Annotated in this window: 11 protein-coding genes; 1 reads left to right on the top strand and 10 read right to left on the bottom strand. The window is 59.3% G+C overall.

What is annotated here, in order from left to right:
* Positions 1–71: 71 nt before the first annotated feature.
* Positions 72–5,906: a hypothetical protein gene (locus tag J4E00_RS23505; protein ID WP_208177808.1), complete on the bottom strand. Its 5,835-nt coding sequence runs from the start codon at positions 5,904–5,906 to the stop codon at positions 72–74.
* 331 nt (positions 5,907–6,237) lie between these two features.
* Here J4E00_RS23505 and J4E00_RS23500 point away from each other — a divergent pair, with 331 nt between their 5' ends.
* The gene (locus tag J4E00_RS23500; protein ID WP_208177807.1) at positions 6,238–7,269 is read left to right on the top strand and encodes a Gfo/Idh/MocA family oxidoreductase; all 1,032 of its coding nucleotides are present in this window, start codon (positions 6,238–6,240) and stop codon (positions 7,267–7,269) included.
* Between the two features lie 108 nt (positions 7,270–7,377).
* Here J4E00_RS23500 and J4E00_RS23495 read toward each other — a convergent pair whose 3' ends face one another.
* The 9 genes from J4E00_RS23495 to J4E00_RS23455 all read right to left on the bottom strand — a co-directional run bounded on the left by J4E00_RS23495 (position 7,378) and on the right by J4E00_RS23455 (position 20,834).
* The gene (locus J4E00_RS23495; protein ID WP_208177806.1) at positions 7,378–10,284 is read right to left on the bottom strand and encodes a PA14 domain-containing protein; all 2,907 of its coding nucleotides are present in this window, start codon (positions 10,282–10,284) and stop codon (positions 7,378–7,380) included.
* A gap of 338 nt (positions 10,285–10,622) precedes the next feature.
* Positions 10,623–12,608, bottom strand: a complete 1,986-nt coding sequence (locus tag J4E00_RS23490; protein ID WP_208177805.1) for an alpha/beta hydrolase family protein — start codon at positions 12,606–12,608, stop codon at positions 10,623–10,625.
* Between the two features lie 4 nt (positions 12,609–12,612).
* Positions 12,613–13,620: a class 1 fructose-bisphosphatase gene (gene fbp / locus J4E00_RS23485; protein ID WP_208177804.1), complete on the bottom strand. Its 1,008-nt coding sequence runs from the start codon at positions 13,618–13,620 to the stop codon at positions 12,613–12,615.
* A gap of 92 nt (positions 13,621–13,712) precedes the next feature.
* Entirely contained in the window at positions 13,713–14,177 is a 465-nt protein-coding gene (locus J4E00_RS23480; protein WP_317196666.1) for a nuclear transport factor 2 family protein, read from the bottom strand.
* Positions 14,178–14,268: 91 nt separating this feature from the next.
* A complete protein-coding gene (locus J4E00_RS23475) occupies positions 14,269–15,639 on the bottom strand; it encodes an MFS transporter (protein ID WP_208177803.1) in 1,371 nt (456 codons plus the stop codon).
* Between the two features lie 60 nt (positions 15,640–15,699).
* Positions 15,700–16,356, bottom strand: coding sequence for a bifunctional 4-hydroxy-2-oxoglutarate aldolase/2-dehydro-3-deoxy-phosphogluconate aldolase (locus J4E00_RS23470; protein ID WP_208177802.1), 657 nt, complete (start codon positions 16,354–16,356; stop codon positions 15,700–15,702).
* A 94-nt stretch (positions 16,357–16,450) separates the two neighbouring features.
* Positions 16,451–17,461 (bottom strand): sugar kinase, encoded by a 1,011-nt coding sequence (locus tag J4E00_RS23465; protein ID WP_208177801.1) that lies wholly within the window; start codon positions 17,459–17,461, stop codon positions 16,451–16,453.
* A 92-nt stretch (positions 17,462–17,553) separates the two neighbouring features.
* Positions 17,554–18,987: a glucuronate isomerase gene (gene uxaC / locus J4E00_RS23460; protein ID WP_208177800.1), complete on the bottom strand. Its 1,434-nt coding sequence runs from the start codon at positions 18,985–18,987 to the stop codon at positions 17,554–17,556.
* 191 nt (positions 18,988–19,178) lie between these two features.
* Positions 19,179–20,834 carry a UxaA family hydrolase gene (locus tag J4E00_RS23455; protein ID WP_208177799.1) on the bottom strand — a complete coding sequence of 552 codons (1,656 nt, stop codon included), beginning with the start codon at positions 20,832–20,834 and terminating at the stop codon, positions 19,179–19,181.
* Between the last annotated feature and the right edge of the window lie 19 nt (positions 20,835–20,853).

Raw genomic sequence — 20,853 nt, 5'->3', positions numbered from 1 at the left:
ACAACAAGTTGCTAACGGTGGGGGACGCGAACTACAAACTTCGCGCTACGATGCAGAGCGTACTCCTTGGCCTAGCTGTCGCCGAAGGGGTCGTCGCCGGCTTTCTTCTTTTTCTTTTCTTCTTCCTGCTTGGCCTTTTCGGCGGCCTTAGCAGCTTTCTCTTCCTCTTTTTTCAGGCGCTCAGCTTCTTTGGCGGCTTCCTTGGCTTGGCGGTCAGCTTCTTTTTTAGCGGCGGCATCGTCAGTAGGTGCTTCGGTGGCAGTAGGTGCTGGGGCATCGGCGGTTTTTTCCTTTTTGTTCGAAGCGTCGGCAGGTGGTGTGTCGGCCGGCTGTTCCTTAGCCTGCGCCTTTTTAGCCTTTTCCTCCTCCTTCTTGGCCTTTTCGGCTTCTTTGGCCAAGCGGGTCGCCTCCTTCTTGGCCTCGGCTGCATCGGCCGTCGAGAGTTCTTCGGCAGGAGGTGTATCCGCGGGTGTTTCTTTCGTCTTCTCCTTTTTCTTGGTGGGTTCGGCCACGGCAGCCGCTGGGTCTTCCGTCACGCCATCGCCGAAGGGGTCGTTATCCTTTGCCTTCTTTTTCTTCTTGGCCGGCTCAGGCGTAGCTGCCGCGCTGCCGGGGTTGGCATTGGGGTCCTCCATCACACCATCGCCGAAGGGGTCGTTGTCTTTGCCCTTTTTCTTCTTCTTTGCCGTTGCCGCTGCATCGGCCGGGGCCGCACCAGGGTTGGCGTTCGGGTCTTCCATCACGCCATCGCCAAAGGGGTCGTTGTCCTTGCCCTTTTTCTTTTTCTTCTTGTCGTCAACTGGCTCCGTTTTCTCCACGGGCGGCGGGGCAGCGGGGCGAGCTGCCAGCTTGCCGGATTTGCCCAGGTAATCTTTCTGGAAATGCGAGCGGAAGGCATCCACATCTGAGAAATCGCCGAGGAAAACGCCGTAGCTAGACGCAGTTTCGTAGTCGCCCTTGGCCTTCGAGCCGATTTCGCCGTCGTAGGTTTCGTTCTGCGACTTGGTCAGCAGCAGGTTGTTGTTATACTTCAGGTAATACCAGGCCTGGGGGTCGGGCTCGAGGTAGATTTCAACTACATCGGTCGAATTCTCGCGGCGGATTTCGATGTAGCCGTCAATCAGCGCATTCATCGACTGTTTGCCCACACCGGCAATGCCAATCTGGCCTACCGAATACCAGGCGCGCTTCTTGTCGTTCCAGCGCAGGTTCACTTTGCTCAGCAATATGGTGTGGTTAGCCAGCTTGGGCGAGAGCTTGGCCAGGGGGTCGACGGCAGCGCCCCGGCGCGCGGAATAGGCCTCTACGCCCTTGTTACCGATGAATTGCCCCAGCTTGTACAGCTCGTTGGTGGAACCGTCCTGGGCTTCGGGCGAATTCTTGGTAAGCTTGACCATTTCCAGGCCCATGGCGTCCACGGCCTTGGCGGGCATCACGATGTCGAAGCCCATCAGGGCATCAATGGTGTACCGGGCGCTGTCGGGGTTGGCGGTGCCCACGCCGCTACCCATCATCTTATACTCCTTGTTGGAATTGATGAAAGACATTGGCCCACGGAATTTTAGCGAGTTGGTGCTGTCGGCGTAGGTCATCGAGGCACCTTCGTAGGCGTTGATGTCGTCCGGGTCGTTGCGAGAGATGGTGTACAACGCCTTACGGTCGTCGTAGCTCAGCTTGCCATCCACCTTGAAAATGGAAACATCGGTGGGGTTGGGCACGGCGGACGCGTACAGTGGGTACACCTTATTGCTCTGGTCCGACATGAAGAGGCCAGTCACAAGTGGCGTGCCATCCTCGGCCTTGATGTCCTTCAGGTTCATGCTGAAGTGCTTGGGGTCGATGGAGTCCTTCACTGCAATCCACTCAGCTGTGCTGCCATTCTTGCCGAACTGCAGCTGTACCTGCCCATCGAAGGCGAACCCGCGCCGCTGCGAGCTAAGCTGCACCCCGCCCCGGTAGCCGATGCGCGGGGTGAGCTTGAACTTGGCGTTGGCTTCCACGTTGGCCACGGCAATGGTGGGCGGGCCAACGGCGTCGGCATTCTCATCGGTTTTACGGCTCAGCAAGCCCTTTTTGCCCTTCTTGCCAGCCAGCATTGAAGTCGAATCACTCTGGAAATTACTGAATTTCAGAGCGACCGAATCGCGGGCAGTTTTGAAGCTATACAGAGCATTGCCGCTGAATGCTGCCTTTGAGAGGACCTGCACGTTGCCGTTGTAGAGCTTGTGGAACTTGGCCAGCGAGTCGAGCAGGATACCGGCCCGTTTCAACTGCTGAATCTTGCCATTGCCCCCGATGGCCACCTTGCCCGAGTCAGGCAGAATCCAGGCATCAGCCGAGGCAATGTAGGGCACCCCGCCTACCTTCATCTGGTACTTGGAGAGGTCGTATACGCCCGTAGCAGCCTTGAACTTCAGGCCCAGCTGCTCGGGGTTGGTGGAGTAGAAATACGACTTGGTAGAGTCGGCGCCGGGGGCCACGCGCAGTTGCACCAGCTTTTTCTTGAAGTCCCAGCGCCCGCCGCTAAGCGTGGTTTTAAACTTGGAATACGGCAGGTCGATGCTGGCTTTGCTGCCTTCTTCGCGGGTGAACTCGGCATAGCCCTTCTTCAAATCGTAGTTGAACGCCACGTCGTTGGCAGTAAGAGCAGGCTTATTGGGCTCGCCCGATTTCACACTGAGCGAAGCCTTTTTACCCGAGTAGCTATCGGATTTAAAGGTGAACTCTGGCGACTTGATGTACGACTGCGGCCCATCGAGGCGGCCATTGCCACCGGCATTCTTAGGCGTCAATAGGGCCGTGCCCTTGAAGTTGTAGCCAGCGGCGGCCGCCTTGGTTTTGGGGTCGGTAACGGCAGCCGAGTACAAGTGAATGGGTTCGCCGGAGCGCGGTGTGGTCAGATACATCGAGTCCTGGCGCACGTTCCAGTTCATGAGATAGCCGGTGGGCAGGCTCATACGCGGGATGTCGACGCCTTCAGCTTTTTTGGCCAGAATGGTGCCGGTTTTGCCCACCGTCACCACCGAGTCGCGGTAGAATACGAAGCTATTGGACGTGAACGTGCCCGTCTGATACGTGACAGTGCCGTCGGCTTGCAGGCCCTTGCCGTCCATCTTCACCTTGTTGAAAACCCGGCCCCGGCCCTTGTAGAGCGGGAAGCCTTCCTTCGGCACATCGTAAACAAAGCCCAGCGAGCCATCGGGCTGCATGGTGAGCTTGGTTTTGATATCCGGGATGATGCCGCCACTGCGGAACGTGCCATCGAAACCCTGCGCCGACTTGCCAATGCCATTGAGCGAATCAAGCTTAAACGGCGGAATGTCGAACACCATGGTGGAGTCGTAGGCCCCGCCCAGCACGTCCTGCTTGCCGAAGTACACATTGGCCCCACTCTTCGAGTCGAAGGACGGGTATTGTTTCATCTTCTTGCGGCCCGACTTGTTGCGCGGGTCGTTGAGAAACAGGCGGCCAGTCGACACCTTGCCTTTGTTGGTCAGGGCAAAGTCGGCATGCTTGCCAGTGGTTTTGCCCTTGGAATCCTTGGCCTCGCTGCGAATAACGATGGAGTCAATCTTGGCCATGTCGACGTAAAAACCGTCGTAGTCGAACTTGAATTCCCGGCCTTTGAAGCGCATGGCCGAGGCCACCACGGCGCCGTTGAAGGTGATATTCCGGTTCTTACCGATGCGGATAATGGCGCTGTCGGGCTTCACAAACACGGTTGCCGAGTCGTCGGAGAAGTTAAAACGGTCCACGCCGCGCACCAGCAGCTCGTTGGTGTTCAGGTTGAGCGTGGCATTGCGCCCCGAGCCCGACAGGGACTTGATAGCGATGTGGTCGTAGTCTTTTTTATCGCGGGCCGAGGCCACGTAGTGCGTGCCCTTGGGCAAAATGGTCACCTCGCCATTTTGGGGGTTCCAGGCCACGTAGCCGTCGCGGGCCAGGCCGGCCATGTCGGAGCGCATGTTGGCTTCCGACGTTTTCAGGTCCGTGGCCAGGTCGGTTACGCTCACGGTTTTCACATTGCCGTGGGCCTGGGCATAGCCCACCAGCATCTGGAGCGGGTGCAGCCGGTTGATGCTTTTCAGCTGCTGGTAGCGCGTGTTGGTGAAGAACTCTTTGCTCTCAAAATCGGCTGAGCTCTGGTTTTTCGACGACAGCACGGCGAAGTCAATGGTGGGTTCGCGCAGGTTCCAGGTCAGGGCTTCCGTGCGGATGTCCATCTGGTGGTAGGAGTCATTATAAGGGGTGTTCTTATACAGACCTTCCTCGCGGTTGAGCTTCAGCTGCTGCTTGCCTTTCAGGTATTTAAGCTTGGTTCCGGGATGCGTAATGGAATCTTTTGACCCTTCGTAAATAGTTACGGCGGCCCGGGTGGCGGTGATGAGGGAGTCGCTCAGCACGTAGGCCCGCGAGGCCGCTTTGAACTTGGGCTTGCCATCCAGGCTCACCGTGATGTTGGCCAGCGAGCCATCGAGCGCCGCACTCAGCACCCGGCCGCCGGCCATCGACAGGCCGCCCCGGTACTTGATGTTGTCGCCCAGGTTCTTGATAACGGCATCGTTGGTTAGCGAGATGAAGCGCGGGTAGCCGGTGTCGGGGGCGCCGGGCTTGCGCCGCACGCTCTTGTAGCTGAGGGCGCCTTTTACGGGAGCTTCCAGCACGGCTGCGTAAGTCAGCGTCACGGGCTGGGCCGTGAATTCGGGCTTGGTGTAATCGAAATCGAAACCGACCAAGTCGGCCGTCACCGGATTGTTCTTCACAGTCCAGGCCATTTGGCCACCCGTGGCAATGAAGCGAGTGGAGTTGGGGACGATGGTACCGCTCACCTTCTTCAGCACAACCGAGTCGCCGGCCGTGGACATGAACAGGTCGGCATCCTTTACCACAATAACTGCGCCCCGGGCAGGTGGGGCCAGATACTCGTCGTACTGCGCGGCAGGTGTGAACGAAGCCGTGGGCGCATCAAAATCTGAGGGCTTGGGCGCAGCTTCGGTATCCTTGGCAGGGGTGGCAGCCGGGGTGGTTTTGGCCGGCGTTTTGGCGGCCGCAACAGCTGGCTTTTTAGCTGCGGCTGGCTTTTTTTTCACGGGTGCGCCCCAGCCGTCGTCATCGCCCCAGCCGCCGCCCGAGGGCGACGACCACATATCGGCCGAGTCCCAGCCGCTGCTGCTGGCTTTTTTCTTGGGCGCGGGCTTGGGAGCCGGCTTAGGGGCGGGCTTGGTAGTTGCCGCGGGCTTTTTGGCTACCGGCTTGGGGACATCAGGCAGCGGCTCTTCCTTGGGCGCGGGTGCGGGGGCACCAAAATCAAAGTTGCCAGCCGGAGCCGCGATGGGCGAATAGGCGAAAGAAACAGTGCCACCGGCGGCCCGCAATGCGTTGTAGCCCGAGCGGTAGAGGTAGCCGCCGTTCAAAAACCGGTTGGTGCTCACGATGAACTTCTCGGTTTCCTGCGGGGCTTCCTTGTCCAGGGTCTGGCCCAGCACGTCGAGGAACTGGTCCATCTGTGCGTCGCTGAGCTTGGCTACTGTGGCTCCGCTCACAATGCTGCCAAACAGCAGCTCAAAGTGCGGGCGGGGCTTGAACTTCTTGGCCAGCATGGTTTGCGACAGCGCCACAATACGGGCCTGCTGCGAGCTGGTGAGGCGGTTGGAGCCCCATAGCTCTTTCAAACGGGCGCCCATTGCTTTGGCGCTGGCGTTGTTGGTGCTCGCCATCATGGCTTGCACATCCACCATGTATTGGGCGGGGTCAGTTGAAAGCTTGCCAGGCTGGTAGCGCGGCGGGGCCGTTGCGCCGGGCGCGGCGGCCGGAGTTCCAGCCGGCTTGGTCTGGGCCTGGACCACCGAAAACGGGTTCAGCAATAGACCTAACCAAGCGGTAAATAGAACAGCTATTTGCTTCATAGAAGGTAGTTATACTGGAATTTTAGCGCGCTGTGCGAGCCGCGGGCCGCCCCCGATTATGTAAATATTGCGTTATCCTGCCGGGTCGGGAGCTACGCATCACAAAAACGACACGGCCCCGGCCCCACCGGCTGCTTTTCCAACCCCAACACCGAACACGCAGAATAGTGACCGGACCGAGGCTGAAAAACCCGGTACAAGTTAAGCACAATCAAAAAAGCAATTTGCTAAAGCAGTTCAAAACCCGACCCATCGGCTGATTTTCGCGTATTATCCGGCCTTTATGCCCCTTCAGCAGTAGGTTTATGACTCCACTTTACGCCTCTTTTTCATGACCCCCTCCCCTATCCGCACCGCGCTACTGGCTTATGGCATGTCGGGCAAGCTGTTTCAGGCGCCCTTTCTGGCGGCTCATCCCGGCTTCGAGCTGTACGCCGTGGTGGAGCGCACGGAGCAGCGCATGCACCTCGACTACCCCAGCATTCGCAGCTACCCCGGCGGGGCCGAGGTCCTGGCCGATGCCAGCATTGAGCTGGTGGTGGTGAACACGCCCAGCTACACGCACTTCGACCTCGCCAGCCAAGCCCTGCGGGCTGGCAAACACGTGCTGCTGGAAAAGCCCGTTGCCACCTCCGTTGCCCAGTGGCAGGAGCTAACGGCGCTGGCCGAAAAGCAGGACCGCCACCTGTTGGCCTACCAGAACCGCCGTTGGGACAGCGACTTCATGGCCGTGCGTCGGGTAGTAGAAAGCGGGCAGCTGGGCCAGCTCATCGAAGTGCATATTCGCTACGACCGGTATAAGCCGGCGCTCAATCCCAAAAAATTCAAGGAGGACCCCAACCCCGGCGCGGGCTTGCTCTACGACCTGGGCCCGCACATCATTGACCAGGCTATCAGCTTGTTTGGTCGACCACTCGCGGTGCATAAAGTGGTGGGGCAGTACCGCCCAAACTCCCAAGTCAACGACTTTTTCTCGCTGCAATTGAGCTACCCGCATGGCCTCAACGTGTGGGTGACTTCGGGCCTGCTGGTGGCCGCTCCCGGCCCGGCCTACGTGCTGCACGGCACCCTCGGCAGCTACCAGAAAGGCCGTACCGATGTACAGGAAACCCAGCTACAACAGGGCATCTCACCCCTTGCCCCTGAATACGGACACGAAAAACCTGGTCAGGAAGGCCGCCTCACCCTGGCCGCCCCCGACGGCACCCTCACGACCACGCCCGACCCGGCCGCGCCCGGCGACTACATGGGTTTGTTCGAAGCCGTGTTCCAGGCTATCCGTCACGAAGTGCCCTATCCCATCACCAGTGAGCAACTGCTGTGGCAAAACCAGTTGCTGGAAAGCCCGGCGGCCGGCGCTTGAGTAGTTATACATGCAACAAAAACAGTCCCCGGCTACTACCCTTGCTGCAATAAGCAGGAATAGTAGCCGGATACTGCTTTTTATTACTGAGTCCTATCAACGAGCAACTTACTTACTAAGCATTAGTTTCTGCGTCAGCACGTTTTGAGCCGTTACCAGCTTTAAAACATAGAGGCCTGAGCTTAGCCCCTGCGCATCTATAGGGAAGCGCTGAGAAATCCCGGCGTCGCTGGGCCCCGCTAACAGCTGCCGCACCAGCTTGCCCTGCACATCATACACCGCCAGATTCACCGGGCCGGCAGTGGTCAGATTGAACTGCACCGAGGCTTGCTGCGAGAACGGGTTGGGCGCAACCAGCAGTTCGGTAGCGGTGCTACCCGGCTGGGCCACCACTGGAGTAGCGCCAGTGCTTCTGATACCCCGGGCCGACGCTGGCACGAAAGGCGAGAGGCGGGTTCCGGGGATGGGCTCCTCGGTGCTGCCGCTGGGCAGGCGCCAGGCCACGGCCACGTAGCCCGGGCCCCAGCCCTGCTTGTGGCGTGCTTCCAGGTAGTAGCGCGTGCCGGCCACGAGCGTGATGGCGGCCGACTGCTGGCTGGCGTAGCGGTAGAAGTCGTGGGCCGAGGACGTCCAGCTCAGGCAGCTGGCAATGCGCGTGGCGTGGGCCGGGTCGGCATCGGAACTGAGCCAGAGCTCGGCCTGGTCGTCGCCGGTTATATAAAACGTGTAGGCCCCAGTCTGCGGCGGGCACACGTAGCCCCGCAGCCGCGCCCCGTAGTTAAAGCCATACGTATCCGCTGCCTCTAGCTGCGACAGGGCCGAACTGCTGCTTACGGGTGCACTCAGGGGAATGTCGGCGATGTCGCCCCCCGATACTCCCGTCCATTGTTCGCGGAGCAGCGAGCCGGTGGCCGAGCAGGTAACGGCTGGCGGCTGTACTGGCGGCGTGACTACTGGCACGAAAGGCGAGAGGCGGGTTCCGGGGATGGGCTCCTCGGTGCTGCCGCTGGGCAGGCGCCAGGCCACGGCCACGTAGCCCGGGCCCCAGCCCTGCTTGTGGCGTGCTTCCAGGTAGTAGCGCGTGCCGGCCACGAGCGTGATGGCGGCCGACTGCTGGCTGGCGTAGCGGTAGAAGTCGTGGGCCGAGGACGTCCAGCTCAGGCAGCTGGCAATGCGCGTGGCGTGGGCCGGGTCGGCGTCGGAACTGAGCCAGAGCTCGGCCTGGTCGTCGCCGGTTATATAAAACGTGTAAGCTCCACTCTGCGGCGGGCACACGTAGCCCCGCAGCCGCGCTCCGTAGTTAAAGCCATAATTATCGCCCGTTTCCAGCTGCGGCAGGGCACTGCTCGTACTCACGGCGGCTGTCAGCGGGATGTCAGCCAGCGTTGCGCCCGAGGCGTTGCTCCACTGCTCCCGTAGCAATGAGCCGGTGGCCGAGCAGGCAACAACCGGCGCACTGCTTGAAGGCACAAAAAAGGCTGGTGTTTCGGTCAGAGCAATGCCAACGGCGCCTTGCGTTGTTTTTACTCCGGTTACGGAGTAATCCCATTCGTAACGTTGCACACCACTTAGGTTCAGGGCTACCGGAAAGCTGTACGTAGTAGCCGCCTGCTCCAGATTATCTACTAAAGCTTTGGCCCAGAGCACGTACACGTAGGCACCGTTATTACTGAATGCGGCACCATCTACAGCAGTGGGCAGGTTTAGGGCCGCTGTCCGGGTAGCATCATACTTATAGCCATACAGCATTTTTGAAGTGGTGGCGAAAGCATGACCGGCCTGCACTAGCTTGGCTGCACCAATGCCGTCGCGGTACAGGTTTTCGTACAGGCCCATCAGCCCGATTTCGTCGCCGCCCGATACCGACTGTCCCACGGCCGGAGCGTCCACCTTTTCGCCGATGGCATAGTAGTAGAACTGCTTCACGTCGTTTTTCTGAGTGAGCACCAGCGACTTGATGGCGAAATTCCGCTGGGCTTCGTCCGAGCTGATGCGGTCGTCGCTGGTGCGGCGGCCCACATTCGACTCATTGAGGGTGATGTACTTGGCGGGGTGCAGGGTGCCGTCGTAATGGTGCCGGCTCAGCACGGCCGTCATCTCATTTTTGAACTCAATCACCTTATTGGCAGCGTAGTCCGAAGTGCGGGTGTAGCGGAAACCCCCGATGCTGTTGTCCCAATAGTGGAGCGAGTAGTTGGGGTAGGCATGGTAGCTCACCACATCAAAATAAGCGCCACCCGTGCGCGGGTACTGGCTGGTGGCCGCGCCGGCATTGGGCTCGTCGGTGTAGCGCATCAGGGCATCCACGTACTCGGGGTAGCCTGCACCCACGGCTATGTATGCTTCGGGGTGATACTTCTTGATTACCTCGTAGCTGATGCGCAGCATCCGGATATAGAAGTAAAAGGGAGCCTGCGTGTTAATCTGCTCGGCTGGCGTGGGAGCGCGGGTTAGCCAGGCCGCACCGCTGCCGCCATTGGTAAAGTCCGGCTCGTTCATAATTTCCCAGAACCGTACCTTATCGCCATACAGCTGCAACAACTGGTAGAGGTAGTAGGCGTAGTAGTTGTTCTTGTTTACCGTGCCATCGGCGTTCCAGATGGGCTCGTACATGTGCGAAAACATCTTCGATGGTTCTGAGCATCCCGGGTAGGTGGTGAAGTCGCGGTGGCCGGGAATGGGGTCGCCTACAAAGCAACTCATTTCCTTCATCTCCAAATTATTAACGTAAGTATTGAAGGTATTTACCCGGGCATTGTAGCCGAAATACTCAACCAGCCATTCAGGCAGCGTCGGACGGAGCGAATGACCACCAGCCTGGTGCAACAGGTTTGCCAGGCTTTCATCATCCCAACCGGCGCCGTAGTATCCCATGTTGGCTCCATACTGGAACGCTTCGGTGTAGGGACGCATGTAGGTATCAGCTGTCTGGGCTACCTGAGCCACAGCAGCAAAGCCTGGAAAGCAGAGCCATAGCAATACCACTCGCCTCATTAAGGAGAAGAAATTTTTCATCGCAACCTGATTTTTGGTGGGTTTAAGCAGAGCAATACCGCGCTCTGCCTGGAAAGAAAAGAGTTATTAAGCCTAAAAAAGCTTTGAATAGTTAAAATTAACAATAAATATAACAATCCCCCAAAAAGGCATACTATTATTTTCAAAAGTCTATTATTAAGACATGCTTATTCGAATTGTATAGTAAATGCCCGCCAAAATTTTATTTAAACCGCGTCTTGGAATATGCCTTTACACAATGCGAAAGAGGCGTTTCCCGGACTTGACTTGATATTCAAAGCCCTACGTGGCTTTGCCCGTATAATTAAGATAGCCTGGCCTTTAAGTATGACGAGCCGCTAGAGTAGCTCCACCCGGCTGCCAAGGACGCGCAGCAAGTCCGCCAAGTCGTAGTGCTGCAATATTCCCGGCAACACGTTAGAATAAGTGTCCTTCGCAGCGGGCTGCATCAGCAACTGCTCGTATGAGCGTGGACGCTCTGGCAAATGCACGCGAGTAATCCTTGGCTGCAATGCAGCAGCGTGCAGCGCCACCAGAGCCGACGCCTGCCCTTCAGCCCACAGCTCTACTGGCGTGGCCTTGAATGCCGGCTCGGCCCCCAGAAAGCCAACCACCGTCAGCACGTCTTTGACACGCTGCGCGGGCAACGGCTCGTCCAGATGCAGGCCAAGCATGACCAGTCGGTACTCGCGGTTGTAATACTTTGGGTCGTTGAAGGCAGAAGGGTCGGTGGTTTCGCCCTGCCCGCGCAGGTCCACGAGCAGCACGGCGGCGCGGCTGGCCAGTAGCGCGCGCAGGCGGGCCGCGCTATCAGCCAGCATGGCTTTGCCTCGGTCCGAGAAACAAACCACTACCCGCTTGGGCCGCGCCTTACCAGTTGAGCACAGCAGTACCGGCACCGGCGGGCCATAGGCGCAACGCAAAATCAGCTTTTGAAATAGCAGGCCATCCCGGCGCACGGTATCGCGGCGCTCCACAAGTGGCATTCCCACCAACGGCGGAATGGCCAATTGTCGGTTTATCAATTTGCTGATTTCTGGTACCGACAGCACCGACCGGGCCGCCGCCACCTGGCGGGCTTCGTCCTGATAGCGCGCGGCCAGCGACTCTTCATCCGGAAAGCTTGTGGCTACCTGCCCGGTGGTGGTGCATTGCAGCTCTTGCACCGTAGACACTGGCAGGCTGCCCTCCGATATCGGCCGGGCATCCGCATAAAACCAGCGCCGAAACCACGCGACGGCAGCCTCGCGCTTGGGCTGCGAAATACCATGCCCGTCGTCGTAGCTGAATTCATCGAGCTGCTCCGGCTTGCCCATTGCTTTATAGATACGCCCGGTTTCGACCATCGTGGCCTGAATCTGGGTGTAATCCACGAAATCGTAGCGCCCGGCCAGCATGAGCAGCGGCCGGGGCGCAAACATGATGGGCCAGTCGGCCAGGTCCAGCCCGGCCCGACCAGCGCCGGGGAGCTGCACGCAGCCGTCGGCGGGGCCGGTCAGCTCCAGGTTTCGCTCGCCGCTGGCCACGTAGCTGCACAGAGCCGCCACCTTCATGCGCGGCTCCAGCGCCATGAAATACGCCGTTTGGGTGGCTCCACCCGAATTACCGAGACAGCCCAGGCGGGTAGTATCCACCTCCGGGCGGGTGAGCAGGTAGTCGAGGCCCCGGGCATTGTCCCACAGCTGTTCGGCTGGCAGGGTGCGGCCCAGCAGCGCGGCGCTGGCATTAAGCAACGTGTGCTCGGTGGTGCCGCCCCGTGTAAGGGCCTTGCCAGTGGCATCCGTCAATTGCATGCGCTCGCCCTGCGAAACAGGGTCGATTACCAACACCACAAAGCCGTGCTGTGCAAACAGCACCGCCGTTTTCTGGTACGAAACCGTCGCTTTCGATTCTGCCTCATGCCCGCAAAAAAGCAACACGCCCGGCTTCTTCTCCGCTCCGCTAGGCACGTATAAATTGGCCGTGACGTGGTGGTGCGGGGTGCTTTCGTAGATGACTTTCTCAATTCGAAAGCCTGCCCGTACCAGCTGCCCGGTCACCTGCGCGTGCAAGGGTGTACGGTCCGGCAAGGGCCCCAGCACCCGCCGAAAACGGGCTCGCACACTGTCGCGGTACGCTACTGCGCCAGCGGCCGACTGCGCCGCTTGGCTTAGCTGAGTGGTGCGGGGCGTGTACTGGGTGTGTAGCTGCTGGAGCAGGTAGGTGCTGAGGGTAGCCGAAGCTTTCCAATCCAGCACGTTGGTGCTGGGCTGCTGCGCGTGTGCCCAATGGCAGACCAACACGGCCAGCAACGCCAACACAACTGCTTGCCCACGCAGCTTCATGGCCTTAGCGCGCGGCTACGGCTTGCAGCTCCTTCACCAAATCGGCGGAGCCCACAAAGAGCGGAGCCCGCTGGTGCAGGTCAGAGGTGGGCGATACGTCGAGCACGACATCGGCCCCGGTCACAGCCATGCCACCGGCCTGCTCAATGAGGAAAGCCAGCGGGTAGCACTCGTAGAGCAGACGCAGCTTGCCGCCGGGCTTTTCCACGGTGGGTGGGTAGAGGTAGATGCCGCCCGTGAAGAGGTTGCGGTGGTAGTCGGCCACCAATGAGCCCACATAACGGGCCGTGAGGCGGCGTTCCTTGCAGGTAGTCAGGAAAGTGCGCACAAACTCCGGGTAATCGAACCAGTTGCCCTCGTTGCAGGAAAACACCGGACCGTGCTGCGGAATCTTGATGTCGGGGTGCGAGAGGAAGAATTCACCCAGCGAGTTCTCGTAGGTAAAACCCGTAACGCCATGCCCCGTGGTGTACACCAGCATGGTGCTGGAGCCATACAAGATGTAGCCAGCGGCAATCTGCGCCCGGCCGCCCTGCAGGAAATCCTCTTTCCGCGCCGGACCGCCAATGCGCGACACCCGCCGGTAGATGCTGAACAAGGTGCCAATGCTCACATTCACATCGATGTTCGACGACCCATCGAGGGGGTCGATAGCCACCACGTATTTGCCGTTCTGGTTACCCGTTTCGATGATATTTTCGTTCTCTTCCGAAAGCACGGCACAGGCCTCGCCCCCGTTTGTGAGGGCCCGGATGAAGCGGATGTTGGCTTCCACATCGAGCTTCTGCTGGATTTCGCCCTGTACGTTCTGCTCGCCCATGGCCCCGGTGATGCGCGAGAGCCCGGCACGGTTTACCTCCCGGTTCACGATTTTGCCGGCCAGGGCAATGTCGCGCAGCAGCTGGCTCAACTCGCCGGTAGCGTAGGGAAACTCGGCCTGCTTGCGCATGATGTAGCGCTCCAGCGTAGTGCCGACGGGGGTAGCCAGCTTGTTTTCGGTAATCTGGGACATGTTACAGTTAGCAGTTAACCGTGAGCAGTTAACGGATTATGTTTTGTTAGCAATAGAAATGTTAACTGCTCACGGTTAACTGCTAACTGAAATCAGGAGGCTTGTTTCTGGGCTTGCCACAGCACTACCTGCCACCCTTTTTTCTTGTCTTTGATTTGCACCACCACGTATTTGATGTGGGCTATGCTGGTGCTGCCGTCGGGCTTCACGGGCGAGGTGATGAAGATGCTGCCGTTCACCACAGCCGTTTTGGCATCGTTGTAAACCCGCACGTTTAGCGCTTCCACCTCAATCTTGCCGTACTGGCTTTTGCCATCCTTGATGCTCTGGATGTACTCGGCCTTATTGTTCTGGTGGCCGTCGCCATGTGTGTACACCAGGTCGTCGGAGAAGGCTTTTTCCAGAAAAGCATAATCCTTCTTCACCTGGGCCTCAAAACGCTGTTTTTCCAACGCTTCAATCTCTTTTACAACACTTTGTGCATCCGTAGATACCTGAGCGAAAGACAGTACCGGGAGGGCCAGCCCGAAGGCCAGCAGAAAAGCAAGTTTTTTCACTTGGTTCAGCTATGAAAGGAAGGAATAAAAACCGGGCCCAACTCCGCACCGATACGGCCAGATAAGCCTAGGTGGTGCGAAGCTTAGTTAGCTACTGGGCGTCGTCATCAAGCTTAATGGGCTCCATACGGGGCACCAGCGCGAACATTATCACCCACGCCAACAGGTATGCCGCACCGCAGATGAAGAACATGATGTAATAGGCTTTTTGAATTTGCCCGATACCTTCGAAATACACGAACATGCGCTTCTGCACCAGGGCCGTGAGGGCAATGCCACCCAAGCCGCCGGCCATGCCACCAATGCCCGTCACCGAACCAACTGCCCGCTTCGGGAACATGTCCGATACGGTGGTGAATATGTTAGCGCTCCAGGCTTGGTGGGCGGCGGCCGCAATGCCAATGACCAGCACGGCCAGCCACATGTTCATGCCGCCCAGCCACTGCGCGAACACAATCGGGAACACGCAGCAGGCAATAACCAACATGGCCGTCTTGCGGGCCTGAAAGGCGGGCATACCACGCCGCATGAAACCCAGCGGCAAGTAGCCCCCACCAATGCTGCCCACGCTGGACAGAATGTAGACGGTGGCCGTAGGCAAGGCCAGTTCCGTCGTTGTCAGGTGATACTGCTTGCCCAGAAAATCGGGCAACCAGAACAGGTAGAACCACCAGATGGGGTCCGTCAGGAACTTACCCAGCACGAAGGCCCAGGTTTGGCGGTAGCCCAGCAGCGTCGCCCAGGAGGCTTTGGGCTTTTCCTCCACTACACCCTCAGTGGGCAAGCCAGCCGGAATATCGGCGTTGATGTAGTCAAACTCTGCTTTGCTCAGGCGCTTGCTGTCGGCCGGGGTCTCATAGATTAGCATCCACAGCACCAGCCACACAAAGCCCAGCGCTCCGGTAATTACAAACGCCCATTGCCACCCATAGTGAGCGGCAATAAACGGGACGGTGAGCGGAGCAACGATGGCTCCCACATTGGCCCCCGAGTTGAAGACACCCGTAGCTAAGGCCCGCTCCCGCTGCGGAAACCACTCGGCTATCGTCTTGATAGCCGAAGGAAAATTGCCGGCCTCCATCACTCCCAGTGCCCCACGGGCCACACTGAAGCTAAATGTGCCAGTAGTCAGCGCGTGGGCCATAGCGGCCACGCTCCACAGGGTCGTGGCCAGGGCGTAGCCCAGCTTGGTCCCCAGCTTGTCGATGACGCGGCCCACCCCAGCCATGCCCAGCGCGTACGCCACTTTAAACGTCAGCTCGATATTGGCGTAATCTGCTACTCCCCAGCCAAATGCCTTTTCCAAGTCGGGCTTGAGGTAAGAAATAACGGCCCGGTCGAGGTAGTTAATCGTAGTGGCGAAAAACACCAGTCCGCAGATGGTCCAGCGGTACTTGCCAATGGCGGCGTTGGCGGAGGCCAGCGGCGAAGCGGGAGGCGGTTGGGTGGAGGATGGTGTCATCGGGTGGGGAATGTTAGAAGGTCGGGCAAGCTGGGCGGGGCCCGTCGTGCAGCGCGTCTCTTATTTCTTCAGGGTTGCCACAAACTGCATCAGCTCGCCAATGCTAGCGGCTAAGGCGTCGGTATCGTCGGAGTTTTTAAATAGCTGTGAGCCCATGCCTACAGCATTCACACCCGCGCCAAACCAGGCGCTGAGGCTTTCATGAGTGGGCTCCACTCCGCCGGTCACCATGAGTTTGGTGTGGGGCATGGGGCCGCGCAGGGCTTTTACGTAATCGGGACCGACCACATTGCCGGGGAAAATCTTTACCACGGCCGCGCCCAGTTCGGTGGCATTGTAAATCTCGGCGGGCGTCATGGCACCGGGCAGCCACGGAATGTCGTGGGCTCGGCACACGTCGGCTACTTCGGCGGTGGCCAGCGGCTGCACCACGAACTCGGCGCCAGCGGCAATGAACTGCTCCGCATCAGCCGCCTTGTAAATCGTACCAATGCCAAGCACCATCTCGGGGCACTGTTCCCGCACAAAATCCTGAATGGCGGTAAATACCGTTAAGGCCTGCTCGCCCCGGTTCACAAACTCAAATACCCGGATACCGCCCGTGTAGCACGCCTGCAAAATGCGCTGCGTATGCGCTACATCAGGATGATAAAAAACCGGCACCACGGGGGCGCGGAGCAAAGTATCGAGCGTTTCAGAAGCAGTGTGTCGGGGCATTTCGTATTAGCCAGTAGCGGTTAGCTAGTAGCTGTTAGGGTGAGGTTCTGTAAGAAAGCTTTCAGTTGATACCTATTCAACTGAAAACTCAAATTTAGCGCAGCAAGCGGCCGCTGGTGTTGCCCCGCATGATATCTTCCACCTCAGCCACGGTCACTAAGTTAACATCACCGTGAATGGTGTGTTTGAGCGCCGAAGCTGCCACGCCGAAAGTGAGGGCCTGCTGGGGGTTGTTGTAAGCGAGTGAGCCGTAGATGAAACCGGCCATAAACGCATCACCGCCACCAATGCGGTCCACAATGGGGTTGATGTCGTAAGTAACCGTTTCCAGGAATTGCTGGCCGTCGTAGAAAATGCCTTTCAGGCCGTTGTGCGAGGCGCTGTGGGTTTTGCGGCGGGTAGTAATCACCTGCTTGATTTGTGGGAAGCGCGCCATTACCTGCCGGGCTACCGACACAAACTTGTTGTCCGTCCCGGGCTCGGGCACGATGCTGAACAAATCCTCCGCGTCGTTCTCGGAGCAAACCACGATATCGCAGCCTTCCACCAGTTCCGACATCACTGCTTGGGCCGTTTGGCCATATTGCCACAGGTTGCGGCGGTAGTTCACATCCGCCGATACGGTGATGCCCAGGCGGCGCGCGGCGGCAATGGCCTGGCGCGTGGCCTCGGCCGTACTGGCCGAGATGGCGGGCGTGATGCCCGTCCAGTGCAGCCAGCCGGCATCCTTCAGGATTTCATCCCAGTTGAAGGCGGCCGGGTCGAGGCTGGCGAAGGCCGAGTTGGCGCGGTCGTATACCACCTTGCTGGCGCGCATCCCCGCCCCCACTTCCAGGAAATACAGCCCAAGCCGGTCGCCTTGGAAAACGGTGGAATCCATGTTCACGCCTAAAGCGCGGAAATACTGCGCGGCCGAGTGGCCGAGGTCGTTGGCCGGGAAGCAGGTGACGTGTGCGGCGGGCACCCCCAGGCCAGCCAGCGAGGCGCCCACATTGGCGTCGCCGCCGCCGTAAACGATTTCCAGGCTCTGGGCTTGGGCGAACCGATAGTTCAACGACGGCGAGAGCCGCATCATGATTTCGCCAAACGTGACAACTTGCTTCATTCTTTCTTTGGGGACTTGAGGTCTTCGGAAATCGGTTGAAAGGAACGTCATGCTTCGCTACGCGCTGCATGACGTTCCTTTTTTATCGGCAGCTACGCGGTTACAACCGCCACTTCGGCCACTTTGCCAAAGCCAAAGTACTGCTTGGCGTTGCCGTAGCAAATGTTTTGCACCATCGTGCCCAGCAATTTCAGGTCGGCCGGCAGTTCACCGTTTTCCACATCGTTGCCGAGCAGGTTGCAGAGTACGCGGCGGAAATACTCGTGGCGTGGGTACGAGAGGAAGCTGCGCGAATCGGTGAGCATGCCTACAAAGCGCGACAACAAGCCCATGTTACTCAAAGCGTTGATTTGCTTTTCCATGCCGTCCTTCTGGTCGAGGAACCACCAGCCGGAGCCGAACTGAATCTTACCCGCCACCGAGCCGTCGTTGAAGTTGCCAATCATCGTGGCAATCAACTCGTTGTCGGCGGGATTGAGGTTGTAGATAATGGTTTTCGCCAGCTTGTCCTGGCCGTCGAGACGGTCGAGGAAGGTGCTCAGGGCGCGGCCCTGCGGGAAGTCGCCGATGCTGTCCCAGCCCGTATCAGGGCCCAGTTCGCGGAGCATACGGGAGTTGTTGTTGCGGAGAGCCCCGATGTGGTACTGCTGGGTCCAACCTTTTTCCCAGTCCATCAAGGCCAGCAGCACCAGCATGGCTGATTTAAACTGCACGTTCTCCGTAGCGGTCAGCTCGCTGCCACCACGGATTTTGCTGAAAATGGCGTCGATTTCAGCATCGGTATAAGCGGCGGCATAAATCTGCTCCAGGCCGTGGTCCGAAAGGCGGCAGCCCACGCTGGCGAAGAAATCGTGGCGGCGACGCAGGGCGGTTTCGAGGTCGGCGAAGGTGGTAATTTCCACTTCGGCCACGCCCGCCAGTTTGTTCAGATAGGCGTTGTAGCTGGCGGCGTCATCCACAGCCATTGCCTTATCGGCGCGGAAGGTGGGCAGCACGTTCACGGCAAAGCCGGAGGCAGCCAGCGCCTGGTGATGTTCCAGCGAGTCGGCGGGGTCGTCGGTGGTGCAGAGGGTTTCCACCTGCATCATCTTCAGCAGGTTTTGCACAGAGTACTCGGCCGTTTGCAGCTTGGCGTTGCACTCGTCGTAAATGCGGCGGGCGCTGTCCTTGTTCAGCAGCTCGGTGATGCCGAAGTAGCGGCGCAGCTCCAGGTGCGTCCAGTGGTAGAGCGGGTTGCGCAGCGTGTACGGCACCGTCTCCGCCCATTTCTCAAACTTCTCCCAGTCGGAAGCATCGCCGGTAATGTAGCGCTCGGGGATGCCGTTGGCCCGCATGGCGCGCCACTTGTAGTGGTCGCCGTAGAGCCAGATTTGGGTAATGTTCTCAAACTGCTTATCCTCGGCTATCTGGTCGGGCAGCAGGTGGTTATGATAGTCGATGATGGGCATCTGCTCGGCATACTCGTGGTAGAGCGTGCTGGCCGTGGCCGTTTGCAGCAGAAAGTCGTCGGAGAGAAAGGGCTTCATAAGCAACGAAAATGAGGATGGGTGGGAGCCCTGATAGTGCGGATGCTTCGGGGACCGAAGGTAGGCCGCTACCGAGGCCATATCTGTCATGAAGGCTCCTGCGTTCGGTTTTTATTAACGAAAACGGTTGCGCAAAAACATTTAGCACGTGTCGTAAGCTCGTCACACAGCGCGCAACGAAGCATGGCGAACTACAGCGAAACGCCGCGTTTCCACGGAATGAAGTCGGTCTGGTCGTGGCGCACGGCAGCAATTTCTTCCTCGCCGCTGGCCACGCGAATCACGTAGTCGAGAATGCGCTCGCCAGCCTGCTCGATGGTTTCCTCGCCGTCAATCACTGTTCCGGTGTTCACGTCGATGATGTCGGGCATGCGGTTGGCGAGGGCGGTGTTGCTGGCTACTTTGATAACCGGGGCAATGGGATTGCCGGTCGGGGTGCCCAGGCCAGTGGTAAACAGCACGATGTTGGCACCCGAGCCGACTTCGGCTGTGGTCGATTCCACGTCGTTGCCGGGGGTGCAGAGCAGGTTCAGGCCGGGCTTGGTTACCAGCTCGGGGTAATCGAGCACGGCCACTACGGGCGAGGAACCGCCCTTGCGGGCCGCGCCGGCCGATTTCATGGCGTCGGTAATCAAGCCGTCGCGGATGTTGCCGGGCGAAGGGTTCATGTCGAAACCCGAGCCAACCGCAATGGCGCTGTCGCCATAGGCCTTCATGAGGCTACTGAACCGCTCGGCAATGGCGGGTTCCACGCTGCGGTCCACCAACTCCTGCTCCACGCCGCACAGCTCCGGGAACTCGGCCAGGATGACCGAGCCGCCGAGGGCCACCAGCAGGTCGGAGACGTGGCCCAGGGCCGGATTAGCCGAGATGCCGGAGAAGCCATCGGAGCCGCCGCATTCCAGGCCGATGTTCAGAGCCTTGAGCGGTGCGGGCTCGCGGCGGGCTTGGTTGGCAATCATCAGGCCGGCAAAGGTCTGGCGCAGAGCGGTGCTGATGAGGGTTTCCTCAGTCCCAAGCTTCTGCTGGTCGAGGATGTAGAGGGGCTTCGAAAAGTTGGGGTCACGCTTGGCAATCTCATCCTGCAGCATGCTGGCCTGCGCGTTCTGACAGCCAAGGCTGAGCACGGTGGCGCCGGCCACGTTGGGGTGCGTGATGTAGCCAGCCAGCAGGCCGCACAGCGTCTGGGCATCCTGCCGGATGCCGCCGCAGCCGCCCTCGTGCGAGAGAAAGCGGATGCCGTCCACGTTCGGAAACGGGCGCGAGCTGCGGGCGGCATTTTCGCCAGCTTCGAGGTCGGCACTCAGGATTTCTTCTACCGAGCGGCCGGCCTGCATCAGCTCCACCAGCTTGCGGGTTTCGGGCTGGTAATTTTTGCGGCGGGCGTAGCCAAGGTCGGTAATCAGGGCATCTTGGAGAACCTGAATGTTGCGGTTTTCGCAGAATACCAGCGGAATTACCAACCAATAGTTGGCGGTGCCCACGCGGCCATCGGCACGGTGGTAGCCCATGAAGGTGCGGTCCTGCCAGTTGCTGACATCAGGAGCCTGCCAGGCAGCGCGCTGGTGGCCTTGCTCTTCGTAGCTGTTGGTAGCGTGCTTAATGTTGGCAGTGGTGAGGCGGCCGCCGGGACGAATGGCCTCGCGGGCAGTGCCCACCAGCACGCCGTACATGGTTACGGGCTGGCCTACGCTCAGGCCCAAAGGCGTCAGCTTGTGCTTGGCCGGAATGGGTTCGGCGGTGGTTACGAATCCGTTTTCCCAAGGCACTTCGGTTCCGACGGGCAGGTCGACCAGCGCGACGAGCACGTTATCAGCGGGATGGATGCGGGCAACTTGATGTTTCATAGGGAGGCTAAACAATCAA

The organism is Hymenobacter negativus, assembly GCF_017571495.1.
Taxonomy (GTDB): domain Bacteria; phylum Bacteroidota; class Bacteroidia; order Cytophagales; family Hymenobacteraceae; genus Hymenobacter; species Hymenobacter negativus.
This window is presented reverse-complemented; position numbering and strand designations above follow the sequence as displayed.

Coding starts and splice junctions, on each gene's coding strand:
- J4E00_RS23505 (WP_208177808.1), bottom strand. CDS start 5,906: ATGAAGCAAATAGCTGTTCTATTTACCGCTTGGTTAGGTCTATTGCTG.
- J4E00_RS23500 (WP_208177807.1), top strand. CDS start 6,238: ATGACCCCCTCCCCTATCCGCACCGCGCTACTGGCTTATGGCATGTCG.
- J4E00_RS23495 (WP_208177806.1), bottom strand. CDS start 10,284: ATGAAAAATTTCTTCTCCTTAATGAGGCGAGTGGTATTGCTATGGCTC.
- J4E00_RS23490 (WP_208177805.1), bottom strand. CDS start 12,608: ATGAAGCTGCGTGGGCAAGCAGTTGTGTTGGCGTTGCTGGCCGTGTTG.
- fbp (WP_208177804.1), bottom strand. CDS start 13,620: ATGTCCCAGATTACCGAAAACAAGCTGGCTACCCCCGTCGGCACTACG.
- J4E00_RS23475 (WP_208177803.1), bottom strand. CDS start 15,639: ATGACACCATCCTCCACCCAACCGCCTCCCGCTTCGCCGCTGGCCTCC.
- J4E00_RS23470 (WP_208177802.1), bottom strand. CDS start 16,356: ATGCCCCGACACACTGCTTCTGAAACGCTCGATACTTTGCTCCGCGCC.
- J4E00_RS23465 (WP_208177801.1), bottom strand. CDS start 17,461: ATGAAGCAAGTTGTCACGTTTGGCGAAATCATGATGCGGCTCTCGCCG.
- uxaC (WP_208177800.1), bottom strand. CDS start 18,987: ATGAAGCCCTTTCTCTCCGACGACTTTCTGCTGCAAACGGCCACGGCC.
- J4E00_RS23455 (WP_208177799.1), bottom strand. CDS start 20,834: ATGAAACATCAAGTTGCCCGCATCCATCCCGCTGATAACGTGCTCGTC.